17 protein-coding genes are annotated in these 13,885 nt (G+C 53.6%); 1 reads left to right on the plus strand and 16 read right to left on the minus strand.

The window, feature by feature from the left end:
- Positions 1-105: 105 nt before the first annotated feature.
- The 14 genes from ccmI to arsS all read right to left on the minus strand — a co-directional run bounded on the left by ccmI (position 106) and on the right by arsS (position 10,410).
- Positions 106-1,296 carry a c-type cytochrome biogenesis protein CcmI gene (gene ccmI / locus U740_RS10665; RefSeq protein WP_036860669.1) on the minus strand — a complete coding sequence of 397 codons (1,191 nt, stop codon included), beginning with the start codon at positions 1,294-1,296 and terminating at the stop codon, positions 106-108.
- The gene (locus U740_RS10670) at positions 1,293-1,853 is read right to left on the minus strand and encodes a cytochrome c-type biogenesis protein (RefSeq protein WP_036860670.1); all 561 of its coding nucleotides are present in this window, start codon (positions 1,851-1,853) and stop codon (positions 1,293-1,295) included. Before U740_RS10670 ends, ccmI begins: the two co-directional genes overlap by 4 nt.
- A 115-nt stretch (positions 1,854-1,968) precedes the next feature.
- The gene (locus U740_RS10675) at positions 1,969-2,340 is read right to left on the minus strand and encodes a carboxymuconolactone decarboxylase family protein (RefSeq protein WP_036860673.1); all 372 of its coding nucleotides are present in this window, start codon (positions 2,338-2,340) and stop codon (positions 1,969-1,971) included.
- 13 nt (positions 2,341-2,353) lie between these two features.
- Positions 2,354-2,878, minus strand: a complete 525-nt coding sequence (locus U740_RS10680) for a DsbE family thiol:disulfide interchange protein (protein ID WP_036860674.1) — start codon at positions 2,876-2,878, stop codon at positions 2,354-2,356.
- 16 nt (positions 2,879-2,894) lie between these two features.
- A complete protein-coding gene (locus tag U740_RS10685) occupies positions 2,895-4,868 on the minus strand; it encodes a heme lyase CcmF/NrfE family subunit (protein WP_036860675.1) in 1,974 nt (657 codons plus the stop codon).
- Positions 4,869-4,891: 23 nt separating this feature from the next.
- On the minus strand, positions 4,892-5,347 hold the full coding sequence (gene ccmE / locus U740_RS10690) for a cytochrome c maturation protein CcmE (protein ID WP_036861995.1): 456 nt from the start codon (positions 5,345-5,347) through the stop codon (positions 4,892-4,894).
- Between the two features lie 41 nt (positions 5,348-5,388).
- Complete coding sequence (gene ccmD / locus U740_RS10695; protein WP_036860677.1) at positions 5,389-5,601, minus strand: heme exporter protein CcmD; 213 nt, start codon at positions 5,599-5,601, stop codon at positions 5,389-5,391.
- Between the two features lie 6 nt (positions 5,602-5,607).
- A complete protein-coding gene (locus U740_RS10700; protein WP_036860680.1) occupies positions 5,608-6,351 on the minus strand; it encodes a heme ABC transporter permease in 744 nt (247 codons plus the stop codon).
- Between the two features lie 43 nt (positions 6,352-6,394).
- Positions 6,395-7,066: a heme exporter protein CcmB gene (gene ccmB, locus U740_RS10705; RefSeq protein ID WP_036860681.1), complete on the minus strand. Its 672-nt coding sequence runs from the start codon at positions 7,064-7,066 to the stop codon at positions 6,395-6,397.
- A gap of 2 nt (positions 7,067-7,068) precedes the next feature.
- A complete protein-coding gene (ccmA, locus tag U740_RS10710; RefSeq protein ID WP_235189858.1) occupies positions 7,069-7,707 on the minus strand; it encodes a cytochrome c biogenesis heme-transporting ATPase CcmA in 639 nt (212 codons plus the stop codon).
- A 102-nt stretch (positions 7,708-7,809) separates the two neighbouring features.
- Entirely contained in the window at positions 7,810-7,998 is a 189-nt protein-coding gene (locus U740_RS10715; protein WP_036860683.1) for a PA3496 family putative envelope integrity protein, read from the minus strand.
- A gap of 119 nt (positions 7,999-8,117) precedes the next feature.
- Entirely contained in the window at positions 8,118-8,765 is a 648-nt protein-coding gene (locus tag U740_RS10720) for a TIGR04282 family arsenosugar biosynthesis glycosyltransferase (protein WP_036860684.1), read from the minus strand.
- On the minus strand, positions 8,762-9,436 hold the full coding sequence (locus tag U740_RS10725; RefSeq protein WP_036860686.1) for a TIGR04283 family arsenosugar biosynthesis glycosyltransferase: 675 nt from the start codon (positions 9,434-9,436) through the stop codon (positions 8,762-8,764). The genes U740_RS10720 and U740_RS10725 overlap by 4 nt, the downstream gene beginning before the upstream one ends.
- Complete coding sequence (gene arsS / locus U740_RS10730; protein ID WP_036860688.1) at positions 9,436-10,410, minus strand: arsenosugar biosynthesis radical SAM (seleno)protein ArsS; 975 nt, start codon at positions 10,408-10,410, stop codon at positions 9,436-9,438. The genes U740_RS10725 and arsS overlap by 1 nt, the downstream gene beginning before the upstream one ends.
- A 113-nt stretch (positions 10,411-10,523) precedes the next feature.
- On the opposite strand from arsS, the gene cobB reads away from it, so the two are divergent.
- Complete coding sequence (gene cobB / locus U740_RS10735) at positions 10,524-11,231, plus strand: Sir2 family NAD+-dependent deacetylase (protein ID WP_036860689.1); 708 nt, start codon at positions 10,524-10,526, stop codon at positions 11,229-11,231.
- On the opposite strand, the gene U740_RS10740 is transcribed toward cobB, so the two are convergent.
- Complete coding sequence (locus tag U740_RS10740; RefSeq protein WP_051921483.1) at positions 11,213-12,328, minus strand: M14 family metallopeptidase; 1,116 nt, start codon at positions 12,326-12,328, stop codon at positions 11,213-11,215. The two genes, cobB and U740_RS10740, sit on opposite strands and share 19 nt — an antisense overlap.
- 2 nt (positions 12,329-12,330) lie before the next feature.
- Complete coding sequence (locus U740_RS10745; protein ID WP_036860691.1) at positions 12,331-13,833, minus strand: glutamate-cysteine ligase family protein; 1,503 nt, start codon at positions 13,831-13,833, stop codon at positions 12,331-12,333.
- Positions 13,834-13,885 lie beyond the last annotated feature (52 nt).

The raw sequence follows: 13,885 nt of genomic DNA on the forward strand, positions 1-13,885 counted from the left end.
GCCAGAAGTTTTATTGCATTGACAGCCGTATCAGCCGGGTGTTACCGAGCGACTGGAAAACTGCGATTTTACACAGCTGGGCAGCGTCCACAAGCAACTGTGATTCTATAATTTCCTGTCAATAACAATGGTTGCAGCAATACCCTGATTTTTCATGGAGAGGACCTCACTGGCACCTTCCAGATCCCCTGCTGACGGAGCCACTGAACCCGTTGTTGAAATCCTCGCTACCACCTCAACCCGATCAGCCGAAGAAAGTAACTTGCCGTTGGGCATTGCCATTGAATCATCCAGCACGACGGTGGTCGGCAGGTCAGCCACCTGTAATCTGGCCACAGCCAATGGCATTCGTGATCCCTGCCATTCCCGTGCAAATACATAAATCACTTGTCCGGAATCAGCAGTCAGCTCCGGCGCCAATGAGACATTCACCCGCAGAGAGGGCATGCTGTCTCCCATTTGTTCGCGGGCACGCTCGATTCCCGCCTTCAGGGATTCAGCCTGGGGAGTTGAGGGATGAATCGCCTGCAGGGCATTTTGCCAGCTGGTAATCGCCACGAGATAATCGCCCGATTCAAATGCACGGATGCCTTTTAGGCCCAAGGCGGTGAGGTTGTTGGGATCAAGGGCCAATGCACGCTCGAGCGCCGAATCGGCCTCAGGACTGAAACGATTTCCAGAGGCAAAATAAGCCGCCTGGGCATACTCTGCCTGAAGGTCTGCATCCTCGGGAGCAATCCGCACAGCACGCTGGTAAGTGGCACTGGACTGCAGAAACTCACCGTCTTCAAGCAGCATACGGGCCAGCATAACAAGGTAATACACGTTATCGGGCTGGTTCTGCAGACGGCCGACAATCTTCTGTTGCAACTGCTGACGAATTTGAGCATCTGCTTCGCTGTCCCGGTTTACAAGGCGCTTCTCCATCAGTTCACTGATCAGCGCATCCTCACTGGCACCGAGCTGATGGTAAAGACTGAAAGCCAACAGCGGCACCAGCAACAGACCCGCCATTAACAACCAGGCGCCGCGAGATCGAGTTGATTCTATCACCGGTAAATCTGACTCGTCTGCCAGTAGCAGGCGTTTCTGTTCTGCGACCAACTCACGATACTGCTGCTCATCCATTTCACCATCGGCCAGTTGGCGGTCAAGCTCCGACATCTGTTCACGAAACAAGACAATGTTGGCCTGTTGCCCTTCGTCTGACTGCACCCGGGGCGTTTTTCGCAGCAGCGGATAAATCACAAAAAGACCGGCCAGCAAGGTGAGAAAAGCCAAGATTGACCAGATCATCGCTCCACCCCACCACTGCTTCTATCGTCATCTGATTCAGACTGCTCGGTTTCCCCCAGCAGAGTTTGCAACTGCGCCTGTTCTTTCGCAGATAATGCATCACTGCTGGCGGCCGTTGCAGTAGGGGCGTCAGACTGGGCATTTACCGGGGGCGCACTCATGGACTCGCGACGATTGACCCTCCATAAAATACCAATACCAACCACCACCAGAAGCAATGGCGTCAGCCAGAGTATCAGTGTGGTATTTTTGACCGGCGGGCGATACATGACAAATTCACCATAGCGAGCAACCAGAAAGTCGACAATTTCACTGTCTGTTTTCCCGTCTTCCAGCATCCGGTAGATCTCACCGCGAAGATCCTGGGCTATAGGGGAATTGGAATCTGCCAGGGTCTGATTCTGGCATTTTGGACAACGCAATTCAGCCACCAGCTCGTGAAACCGCTGGCGTTTTTCATCGGAGGAAAATGTCTGCACATCCTCGGCGGCTCCGACCGATCCAGCACCGGCCAGTATCAGCAGTAAGAAAGTCCCAACGGTTAAAATCCTGTGCATACTGATCCCGTTTTTCCTGCGTGAACATCCGAACAGCCCACTATTGAGAGAGCTTGAGAGACGTCACCTGATGTGCCCCTAAGGATATAAACAGGCTGTGGCCGCCCGCCCCCTCTCACTGATCTTCAACGATTTCCTTTGCTGCACGAAACGCCTCCTGAAGGGCGGGCGCCCCGATATAGGGTGCGGTATGCAGCAATACCTCGCGAATTTCCTCAACGGTGCAACCATTGCGCAACGCACCGCGCACGTGGCCTTTTAATTCCGCTGGCGCTTTGAGTGCTGCCAGGACGGCGATCGTAATCATGCTACGGGTTTTTAGAGGCAAGGCATCACGCGCCCACACGGAGCCCCAACAGTTTTCATTGATGTAATCCTGAACGGGTTGTGTAAAGGCTGTGGCCGCCGCCATGGATCGATCGACAAACTCATCACCCATCACCTGGCGACGTACACTCATTCCTCGTTGATAATCTTCTTCAGACATACGATCTGTCACCTCATTGAATTTCTTGCCATATGGGCAGGAGCTTATCTCGCCAGACGCGCTCATCCACAACACCAATATGCTTGTAACGTATGGTACCGGTACGATCTACGACGTAGGTTTCAGGCGCACCAAAAACACCGAGGTTCAGCCCCATTCGTCCCCGCGCATCAATCACGCTCAACGCATAGGGGTCACCTTTGTCCATCAGCCATTTTCTGGCCGCCGCATTATCGTCCTTGTAGTTAAGACCAATTATACGTATCCCCTGATCAGCCAACTTGTTGAGAAAAGGATGCTCGATCCGGCAGGCAACACACCAAGTGGCCCAGACATTGAGCAGTGCGGGCTCCCCCTGGAACAGCACCTCCGTCACTGAACGTGTTTCATCACCCAGTACCGGGAGAGAAAATACCGGAACGGGCCGATCGATCAACGCTGAAGGCATGGCATTGGGGTCACGCTCCAGGCCATTGAGCAAAAAAATGGCCAGCACCACAAACACCATCAAGGGCAAAAAAAGCTTTAATCTGGACACATCAGCACCCGGCCATTCAAACGTTGCCTACCAGGGTATCCGGCGCGATCTGGGTAACCCGCTGTCGCCGATATCGCTTGTCCAGTACGGCAATCAATCCGCCAATGGAAATCAGCAGGGCACCCAGCCATATCCATCGGACAAAGGGTTTGAAATGCACCCGGATCGCCCAGGCCCCACCCTCTAATGGCTCCGCCAACGCCACATAAAGGTCACGCCACAGGTTTCCATCTATACCCACCTCGGTCATGGTTTGACCACTGGCCACATAGCGCCGCTTTTCAGGCTTCAGTTGATTCACCCGTTTTCCATCGTGAGTCACTGTGATCAGTGCCTGATCCGCAATATAGTTGGGGCCCTGGACCTTGTGCACCTCAACAAATTCGAACTGGTATCCAGCCATCTCCACCTGATCGCCCGGCACCATCCTCACATCCCGCTGAATACTGTAAACCGTTGTCACGGCAGCTCCCACCATACAGACCACCACTCCGAGATGCGCCAGGACCATACCATAGTAACTTCCCTTGAGCCGTACCAGGCCATGCCATCTCGAACGGGAATGACTGGATTTCTGCCAAAGATCCATTAATGTCACCGCAAGCACCCAGATTGCCACGGCCATCGTCACCGCAATGATCAGAGAATAGTCTGTGTTAAACAGCAGTGGCGAGAATGCGCCTGCCAGCAGTGAAATCAGCAATGGTGGCGTCAAAAACCGCCGCAGGCCGGCAAGGCTGTTCCGCTTCCAGCGCATCACCGGAGCGATTGCCATGAATACTGCCAGAACAAGCATCAGCGGGACAAAAAACAGATTGAAATAGGGCGGTCCCACAGAAATTTTGCCCCAGTCAAGCACATCGGCAAACAGGGGGTAAAGTGTGCCTAACAGAATAATGACCATGGCACTGACCAACAGGATATTGTTTCCTAACAGAAACATCTCACGGGAAACACCGGTAAAATGGGTCACCCCTTTAACCGAAGGTCCACGTAGGGCATAAAGCAGCAACGAACCACCTACTACCAGCGCCAGAAACATCAGAATAAAGACCCCTCGCTCCGGATCAGAGGCAAACGCATGCACTGAGGTCAGCACCCCGGAACGGACCAGGAACGTACCGAGCAGACTGAGCGAAAAGGCAAAAATTGCCAACAACAGCGTCCAGCTGCGAAATACGCCGCGCTTTTCAGTCACGGCAAGACTGTGGATCAATGCCGTTCCCACCAGCCATGGCATGAAGGAAGCGTTTTCGACAGGATCCCAGAACCACCAGCCACCCCAACCCAGTTCGTAATAGGCCCACCAGCTGCCCAGAGCAATACCGAGTGTCAGAAATACCCAGGCCATATTGGTCCAGGGTCTGGTCCAGCGAGCCCAGGCAGCGTCCAGGCGACCGGCGAGCAGTGCCGCCACGGCAAACGAAAAGGCCACCGAAAAACCCACGTACCCCATATACAGCATCGGCGGATGAACAATCAGTCCGACATCCTGCAACAGCGGATTCAGGTCGGCGCCCTCCGCAGGGTAAAACGGCAGGCTACGCTCAAACGGATTGGAGGTGAGCAGCATGAACAGGTAGAAGCCGACACTGATCATTCCCATCACCGCCAGCACCCTTGCCACCAACTCCTTGGGCAAGGTCTGACTGAACAGGGCCACTGCAAAACTCCACGCAGCCAGGATTAAGACCCACAACAACAGGGAGCCCTCATGGGCACCCCACACAGCACTGACCTTAAAATAATCCGGGAGTAATGAGTTGGAGTTGGCAGCGACGTAGCGCACGGAAAAATCGTCGTTGAGGAAGAGCGCCACCAGACAGCCAAAACTGAAAGCCACCATCACGGTCTGGCCAACCACCAGCGGTCTCGCTGAAGCCATCCACAGGCGGTTGCCCAAGGTTGCACCAGCCAAGGGTATCCCAGACTGTAACAAAGCTAAAATCAGTGCCAGGATCAGCGCAAAGTGACCGTATTCTGCAAGCATAGGTTAGTACCCGGTTTTTCCTGTCAGGATTCATCCGCCGATTGCTGTGCCCGTTCGTGGGCTGCATTCATGGCATCTGCCACTTCCGGCGGGGTATAGTTTTCATCGTGTTTTGCCAGCACTTCAGACGCCATAAAAATGCCCTGCTTGTTCAACTCACCTGTGACCACAGCAGCTTCGCCCGCAGCAAACAGGTCAGGCAGAATACCGGTATAGTGGACTTCCACCTCGGCTTCACCGTCTGTCACCAAAAAACGGACAAACAGCGAATCACTTGCCCGCTCAACACTACCGTCCACTACCATACCCCCGGCGCGAATGCGGACACCCGGCGGTGCCTCACCGGCAGCAATATCTGAAGGTGGATAGAACAAATTGATGTTATCCCGCAGGGCATAAGTCATCAAACCCACGGCCAGGGATGCCGCCACTACAATAAAAATGACTAAAAACAGCCGCTGTCGACGAATCGGATTCATCATAGTTTAACTCTGGTTTTTACAAGCACGCCGGGGGATCCTCATTCTTTATCTGTCTGGCCTGAACTGCCCTGTCTGGCAGTTTCACGACGCAGCTCCCGGGCAACAGCCTGTCGCACGCCCGATTGCCGAAATAACGGACTGACTACAAGCCAGACCATGACAAGGATGGCTATCAGGTAGGCCGACCATACGTAGGCACCGTGCCCGTCCATCTGCAAAAAATGCTGAAAACTGTCAAAACGGAATATCAACGTCCATCACCTTTGATTTTGTAACACAACATCCTTTACCCAACTGGACCGACGCTCGCGATGCAGAATTTCCGAGCGGGTATTGAGAATCAGCACCAGCGCATAAAAACAATAAAAGCCCGCTATCATCACCAGTAGCGGATGGAACATATCGGGGTGCATGGTGGGAGCTTCCGTAAATTTAATGGTCGCAGGCTGATGCAGTGTGTACCACCAGTCAACGGATTTATAAATGATCGGAATATTCACCATCCCCACCAGTGACAATACCGCACTGGCCCTGTTCGCGGCATCGACGCTAGTGTAGGAGTGCTGCAAGGCCATCACCCCCATGTATAAAAACAACAACACCAGCATCGAGGTAATTCGAGCATCCCAAACCCAGTAGGTCCCCCAGGTGGGTTTTCCCCAAATGGCTCCGGTAACCAACGCGACAAAGGTGAGAGCCGCGCCAAGAGGCGCCGCCGATTTCATCACCATATCCGCCAGCTTCATCTTCCAAATCAGGCCCACGGCACCGGCAATCGCCATTACATAGTAACCGGCCAGTGCCAGGAAAGACGCCGGCACATGAATATAAATAATCCGGAAACTGTTCCCCTGCTTCGCATCCCGTGGTGCAAAACCTAACCCCCACACCAACCCGATGAGCAGCAATACAAAGGTAATACCCGCCAGCCAGGGAAGCCACTTGCCACTGGTCTGATAAAACCAGCGGGGCGAGCCCAAACGATGAAACCATTGCCACATAGTGTCTTTAACCTTATTTTTGATCGAGCCACCGACCAAATAGTCAACCGTGCATACTGACCCGCAGGGCACCGGCCGTGGCAAACGGTGCAATCAGCAGCGAAAAAGCCAGCAATGCACCCATGACCGCCAACGGGCCCTGTACCGAAAACCCATCTACAGATCGCTGAACAGCGCTGGCACCAAATATAAGCACCGGCATATACAGCGGCATCACAATCAGTGATAGCAACAATCCGCCCTTGCGCAGAGCTACTGTCAGTCCAGCGCCTATCGCACCCAGTAAACTCAGCACTGCAGTGCCCATCAACAAGCCCAGTACCAAGGGTAGATATCCCGCTGAGGGAAGAGACAACATCATACCTAAAAGCGGCGCCAGCAGGGTTAATGGCAGACCGGTTATCAACCAATGAGCCAAAATTTTTGCCAATACCATTAAATAGAGCGGCTGCGGGGAAATGACCAACTGTTCCAGTGTGCCATCGCGATAATCACTGTGAAACAGTCCCTCCACTGACAGCAGCGATGCCAGCAGCGCCATAACCCACAAAATACCGGGTGCGATTTCAGCCAGACGGCTAGCCTCAGGGGTCAACCCGAGGGGAATAAGGGTCACAACAATGAAGAAAAAGATGACCGGATTCGCTATCTCACCCCGGTTGCGGAATGCCAACAGCAAATCGCGGCGCAATATCGCGGCAAAACCATAACCCATACTCAAACGGCCTCCGCCGAGGCCACCAGAGGAAAACGGCGCACGTTGGCAATACCCAGGTCCTGATGTGTCGATAGGACTGCCATACCACCGCGCCGAGCATGTGCAATCAGGAGTGCCTCGAGGTCGGTGACCCCCTGTTTATCAATCGCGGTAAACGGCTCATCAAGTATCCAGAGGGGTGCTTCTGTCACCAACAAACGGGCCAGTACGGCCCGCCGCTGTTGGCCGGCAGATAGCGCATAACAGGGAATGTCCTCATAGCCGCACAAACCCAGTGAGCCAAGGATTTCTTCATTTTTGAGGGGGCTGTGGTCCCGATGAATCCGGCGCCACCAGACCAGGTTTTCAGTGGGTGACAGCGATTGTTTCAGCCCAGGCAAGTGACCGAGAAACAATAGATTCTGCAAATACAGCTGGCGATGGCGGGCCACATCACTGCCCTGCCAAAGCAGCTTGCCGGCAGTGGGTATCAAGGCAGTTGAAAGAATTCGCAGCAATGTGGTCTTACCGACCCCATTAGGCCCTTCTATTTGTAGAACGTCTCCAGACTCCAGCGACAGACATATCCCGGAGAACAACAGGCAGTCGTCCCGTTCAAAAGCAATCGAGTCCAGTATCAGTTGTGGAGTTTGAGGCAACAGAAAATATCCAGCCAGAAGCGCAGACGGTATTATGCCAAAACTCAGAGTGGTGAGGGAAAAAGTTACCCGTCATCAAGAAAAAACAGTGAATAACTGCTGTCAGTCGATATCGTAATCGTAATCACGTATCAATTTTTGCAGTCGACGCTCTTCAAGGCGATCTTCGAGACGCCTTCTGGCCTCTGAATTGACTATTTTCACGACGACCTCAGCCGCTTCAGTTTCCTGACCGGCATCGTCTCCCTCACCATCGAAATCATCATCTTGTAAAGCTTCTTCGCCACTCATATCGAAACTCCTGGATCCCGATAAAACGACCCCTGTGGGACAGGGATCAAGCACCACTGATTTTGCGCAAAAAATAGGCGCAAAACAGAAACCGGTCAAGAAAAATAATTATTTAAATATCAGTAAGTTAAATATTTCTTGAAAAATAATTCCCGCTCAACGCTACTTACTAGATAGTGCAGATCTTCATTTCGGTCAATATCCGCCAGTGCATCCAGCTCAAGCCACTGTAAGCGGTTCGCTATCAAGCGCTGTCGCGTCGCTTCCATAACCCTCCCGCTTCCCCATGGCACATCTTCAAAAATGCCCGGACAGGGTCGGTTGAGACCCACCAGCACATAGCCGCCATCACGAGCCGGACCCAATACAGCGGGGACTGTCTGCAACGCCTTGAGTGCAGCAGTAATATAATCAACATCAATTCCCGGACAATCGCTGCCGATCAGCAACACGTTGCGATAATGCGGCAGTCGATTAGCAAAAGCATGGGACATGCGCTGGCCAAGATCGGCGCCTTCCTGCAGGCGAAATGGTACTCCTGCAGGAGTCAGAAGAGCATCGAAAAAAGGGTGCTTACGGTCAGACCAGACTTCGCTGTCGACCTGCCCCACTGGCAGATGACGACTGAATACCCAACTGACCAGCGCACGATGAAGTGCCACACAACCTGCCTTTCCCAGGGTGGGCTCCAAACGGGTTTTCACAGCACCCAATAGTGGAGCCTTGGCAAACTGTATCAGGCAACTATCAGTGGATCGGGAAATCATTCAGAGTAATACCATCTAGCCAGACGCGCCGGGGACACACCCAGAAAAAACGCCAATCGCAGCCACCACATCTGCAGCACGGTGTTCACAATCCCCCGCTGCCGCCAGCGACGCGCGGAGGTCTCAACAGGGGAAGACAGCACCCTGGGGGGACAGAGGGTCTTCAGACGACAACAGATTTCCACATCTTCCATCAGCGGGATAGCAGCAAAACCGCCAATCTGATCAAAAATATCGCGGCGCAAAAACAGCGTCTGATCGCCAGTGCCAATACCAGAGATGCGGGCCCGACAACTCATCGCCCGCTCAATCACCCGAAAAGCCCAACGGTCTCCACTGAGCTTAACCGGGAAAAACCCCCAAACATTGTCTGACAACCAATGACTGGAAAACCCGACAGGCAATCGCGTATCACTGTGCAGAAACAGCAGATAATCGCCGCGGGCCTTTGCCGCCCCGGCATTCATCTGCAAACTGCGGCCGCGAGGGCTGCTGATGACGAGATCAGCCTGAGCAGTGGCCCGCTCCACCGAATCATCCATGCTTCCTCCATCCACCACGATCAGCTCCGCTTCTGCCTGGCGAAGCCCTTGTAAACACTGAAGACAGGAGGTTAGTTGAGCACCCTCATTGAGCACCGGAATAACGATACTGAGCGGCAAACCGGCCATTAATCCAGCGCACCGCCACAGCTACTGCCACTGCCCGCGGTACAGCCGTAGCAGTGGTCACCAATGGCAATCGGTCGCCCGGACAGATCATTCTGCAATAGTTCGCGCAAATGTGACCGTCGGTCTGAGGCAATGTGTTCGCTCGGGGTGTACATGGGCATTTCAAGCATCTGGTTGAAATCACAATCGTAGAGATAGCCCAGCCAATCAACACTGACGGTATCGCGGCACATGACCGTTTGCAGGTGCTCACGGCGATAATGGTTTTTCAACAACTGCATATAGGGTTCGTAGTTACCCTGGGCCAGCAACGTGGCACCAAAGCGACTGATAGGCATATTGGTGATAGTAAAAAGCTGATTGAACACGATGCCATAATCTTCAAACAGACGGATTTTGTATTCTTGCTCAAGCTGCTGTTGCGGGGGCGGAAGAAATGCACCGTTGGGGTTGTAAACCAGGTTTAAAGCGAGGTCTGGCTCTCGCCCGTAACCCAGTGTATTCAGCTTTTGCAGCGCCTCAATACTTTGCTGAAAAACACCCTTGCCGCGCTGCTCGGCAACATTCTGCTCCGTGTAGCAGGGCAGCGATGCGACTACTGTTACACCCTGAGCTGCGAGGAATTCCGCCAGATCGGTCTGATCTCGCTCAAGAAGGATAGTCAGATTACACCGATCAATGACGGTAACACCCTGCTTGACCGCCGCTGATACCAGATAGCGAAAATGGGGATTCATCTCCGGCGCACCACCGGTCAGATCGAGCGTAGAAATCTGCCGCTCGCGCAATACCCGCAACACCAGCTGGACAGTCTCCAGATCCATCAGTTCGGTGCGGTTTGGTCCCGCGTTTACGTGGCAGTGGCTGCAGCTCTGATTGCAGAGATACCCCAAATTCACCTGAAGCGTCGACAACCCCCTTCTCTGCAACTCTGGGAAATCGGTAGCGAGTAGAAACGGCCGGGTATCTCTCATTGTATTATCCTGCGAATATTCATCTGCTTTGTGACCCTTGCGGGTTTGCACAGAACCAGAGACGGGATGACGATAGTTGCCTGCCAAACTGAAAAAATTGGAATAGATGCCCTATGTCCACCAAAACCTGTCAATCCGTCGTTGTTTTAACCGGGGCCGGAATCTCCGCTGAGTCCGGCATACAGACCTTCCGAACCAGCGATGGGCTTTGGGAGAACCACCGGGTAGAGGATGTTGCCTCACCCGAGGGCTTTGCCCGTGATCCAGCCACAGTACACCAGTTCTACAATGAACGCAGACGGCAACTGCTGGATCCGGGTATCGCTCCCAACCCGGCCCATATCGCACTGGCGGAATTTGAACAACGCTGTTCCGGCAACTTCACACTGATCACACAGAATATCGACAACCTGCATGAGCGGGCCGGTAGCAGCCATGTTCTGCATATGCATGGTGAGTTATTGAAAACCCGTTGCAGCGCTACCGGGAACATTTTTGACTGCCACCAGCATACCGCGTCATCGATACCCTGCCCATGCTGCGACAAAATAGCCACCCTCCGCCCCCACGTGGTCTGGTTTGGTGAAATGCCACTTTTTATGGATGAAATCCACCAGGCTTTACATCAATGTGATTTGTTTATTGCCATTGGCACCTCAGGTCATGTCTATCCGGCTGCCGGGTTCTTTGCCGTCGCCAAAGCTGCCGGGGCACAAACGGTTGAACTCAACCTGGAGACTTCGACCAACAGTTCGCAGTTTGACGAATGCCATCAGGGACCTGCCTCGATATTGGTCCCCAACTACTTTCGGTCACTGTAATCCCTGGCTCCAGAATCAATTGAATCAAGGGTCATTCGTGTCGTCTGCAAATGGGTATGGTCCACCTCTTTCACTGCATAAAAAATACAATCACTCACCGCTATCGAAGGGTTGGTCGTCACCATAAAAAGCTTTAAAAAGGTTCGCGGGTAAAGTTTGCCCTCCCGTGAAACAAAATATTGATCAATGACATCATGACCACTGGCATCAACCACCCTGAGATTCCGGATTCCCTGCCCGCTTAGCCAGGCCAGCGGCGAATCCGGACCGACGATGCCGAAATTTCGCCGATCAAGGTGAAGCGGCAGCGTAATATCCATACCGGGGCAGGGTTCCTCTGCGTAACACAGGCGTCCTGCGGGCTTCAGCTCCATCCTCACCGGGTGCCGATAGATATCCCGCTCGGCTAATTTCTCTGAATCGGGGAGCATCGGCCTGGCTAGTTCTGCTTCCGTCATAAATCGTTTTAATCCCTGGCGGGCAATCGTGTCTGACAGTGCCTGCGCAGCGCCACCACACTCAATCGTCACTATCGGACAACCGAGTCCTGGGGACTCCATCAGCGCCCCCAGACGGATATCGGTAATAATGAGCCGATGGGTAAAGAGAATGGCGATATCCATATGTATGGGCTGCTCTTCCACAGCGACCGCAAAAGCGGGTCCATCACCGGAAGTATTGTGGAGGTCAATAACGGCCTCGGGCCCCACCCGGCGAATGATATCCAGCAACTCAGCAGCCAACATCGCTTGAGCATCTGTGAAGGGGGGAGCAAACAGCCGATTCATGTCACGCTGATCTGGCAAATAGCGGTGACTGAACTGTGGTTCAGTCAATGCCGCCTCGACCGAGACAATGGCCAGATAGGTATCCACCTCCGGTTCAAAGCCCTCGCGCAACAATTGGTGGATCGCTTTCAAACCGGAGGGTTCATTGCCGTGCAGCAGGGTGACCACAAAACGGCAACGGCGCTTATCGCGGCCGTCCAGCTTGATCACCGCCGGCCCGCCGAGCTGAACGAGAAAATCGGTAACGGATGCTGGCACTTCTTCTACCGAGGGCTTCTGAAGAATTCTGAAGCTCTTCCCCAACTGCATATTCACTCCTCTCCCTGCTCAATATCAGTCCACTGGGATACCGGGATATTGGCCATTGAACGCGACTGGTAAGCGGCCAGCAGCCGCCGGCAAACCTCTTTCCGGTTCATGCCAGTAGACATCAACTGATTGAATTGGGCCAACTGCCAGCTCGCACCATTAACCCCGGTTGATAATCTGCCCTCGATAACCTTCAGCCACTTCCGGTATTCTTTTTCATCGACCCCGATGCTGGCCAAACCCCGCTCCGCAGTGGGTAACAGCTGATTTAATACACTGACCAAAGATTGCTCCTGCAAACCGTTCTGTCGCGCATTCGGCCATAGTACCTGGGCCTGTAGACCATCCCGGGCCGCCCGGTAAAAGTTCTCCTCGGCATAGCTAAACGGCAACGCCGACAACAAGGGTTCCAGCTGATCGGCCAGCCCCTCGGCGAGCCCGATAAACAGCGCCGCATTTGCCGCCATGTCCAGTGGCGTTGGTCCCGCTGGCAACGATCTCATCTCTATCCTCACATGAGCATCGCCTTCGGGATCAAAAATTGGCCGGTTCCAGGACCAGATGGTTCCATCATGCAAACAGAGTTCATCAAGCAGCGGCATACCACCACCTGCCACCACGGCCCGGGGATCTTCCGCACTGACCAGTGGCATCAGAGGCTTGTAGAGTTGTACAGTTTCCCGGAACAATTCCATTGCGTTACCACGCAACCAGCCGTGACCAAAGCTGACTCGGGCCGGTTTGCTCCAGCCATCGGGCCCGACCTCAGGGTCATCAATAGATTGCCTGAACAAGGGTATCCGGGTCTCGTGCCAGAGTCGGTGCCCCAGTAATAGTGGTGAGTTGGCGGCGACACCAACCATCAATGGGGTAACTAGCTGAATGGCGTTCCACAACATACCAAACCGGGCGGGGTCAGTGCGGTAGTGCAACTGAAAGGACGTGCAGGCACCCTCCAGTGTCACATCACCGTGGACTAGATGAATAGGGTCGGGACCATCGATATTGATGCCGAAAACGTCAGTTCGTGATTGCCGGATAGCCTCCGCAAGAACTTGATAACGTGGCGTATCAGTCATCACAGCTTCGCCAAAGTGATTGGGCCCCAAGGTGGGGAGAATACCGATGGGTATGACGCTGCCCCCCTCCTCATTCAGCAGCGACTGCAAATCCGCCAGGGTTTCCAGCATTTGCTGTTCGATTGCAGTAAACGGCTGACCTGCAGCAAACACCGGAGACAGATTAAATTCGAGATTGTAACGATTCAGTTCAAGGGTCAGCCTAGGGTCATTACTCTGCGCCTGAATCTCCAGATTGCGCAATAGCGGCCCCCCTCGCCCGTCGACCAGATACAACTCCAGCTCTGCACCAATACTGACACTTCCCTGCCCAAACCCCGGCCGGGCCAGAAGGCTGTCCAGCGCTTCGAGGCAATAATGCAATTTTTCTTCAAATCGCTCGAAGTCGACAGGTGTAAAGCTGGTTTTATCGATGGATTGCCCCATGAATCACACCTCTTTTATCCCGGCTGACCGGTTTTAACTATGACATTGCTTT

The organism is Porticoccus hydrocarbonoclasticus MCTG13d (assembly GCF_000744735.1).
In the GTDB taxonomy this organism is placed as follows: Bacteria; Pseudomonadota; Gammaproteobacteria; order Pseudomonadales; family Porticoccaceae; genus Porticoccus; species Porticoccus hydrocarbonoclasticus.

Bases quoted from the DNA above. Each gene is read 5' to 3' on its own strand.
- ccmI (WP_036860669.1), bottom strand. From the start codon at position 1,296: ATGATCTGGTCAATCTTGGCTTTTCTCACCTTGCTGGCCGGTCTTTTT.
- U740_RS10670 (WP_036860670.1), bottom strand. From the start codon at position 1,853: ATGCACAGGATTTTAACCGTTGGGACTTTCTTACTGCTGATACTGGCC.
- U740_RS10675 (WP_036860673.1), bottom strand. From the start codon at position 2,340: ATGTCTGAAGAAGATTATCAACGAGGAATGAGTGTACGTCGCCAGGTG.
- U740_RS10685 (WP_036860675.1), bottom strand. From the start codon at position 4,868: ATGCTTGCAGAATACGGTCACTTTGCGCTGATCCTGGCACTGATTTTA.
- ccmE (WP_036861995.1), bottom strand. From the start codon at position 5,347: ATGAATCCGATTCGTCGACAGCGGCTGTTTTTAGTCATTTTTATTGTA.
- U740_RS10700 (WP_036860680.1), bottom strand. From the start codon at position 6,351: ATGTGGCAATGGTTTCATCGTTTGGGCTCGCCCCGCTGGTTTTATCAG.
- ccmB (WP_036860681.1), bottom strand. From the start codon at position 7,066: ATGGGTTATGGTTTTGCCGCGATATTGCGCCGCGATTTGCTGTTGGCA.
- U740_RS10715 (WP_036860683.1), bottom strand. From the start codon at position 7,998: ATGAGTGGCGAAGAAGCTTTACAAGATGATGATTTCGATGGTGAGGGA.
- U740_RS10720 (WP_036860684.1), bottom strand. From the start codon at position 8,765: ATGATTTCCCGATCCACTGATAGTTGCCTGATACAGTTTGCCAAGGCT.
- U740_RS10725 (WP_036860686.1), bottom strand. From the start codon at position 9,436: ATGGCCGGTTTGCCGCTCAGTATCGTTATTCCGGTGCTCAATGAGGGT.
- arsS (WP_036860688.1), bottom strand. From the start codon at position 10,410: ATGAGAGATACCCGGCCGTTTCTACTCGCTACCGATTTCCCAGAGTTG.
- cobB (WP_036860689.1), top strand. From the start codon at position 10,524: ATGTCCACCAAAACCTGTCAATCCGTCGTTGTTTTAACCGGGGCCGGA.
- U740_RS10740 (WP_051921483.1), bottom strand. From the start codon at position 12,328: ATGCAGTTGGGGAAGAGCTTCAGAATTCTTCAGAAGCCCTCGGTAGAA.
- U740_RS10745 (WP_036860691.1), bottom strand. From the start codon at position 13,833: ATGGGGCAATCCATCGATAAAACCAGCTTTACACCTGTCGACTTCGAG.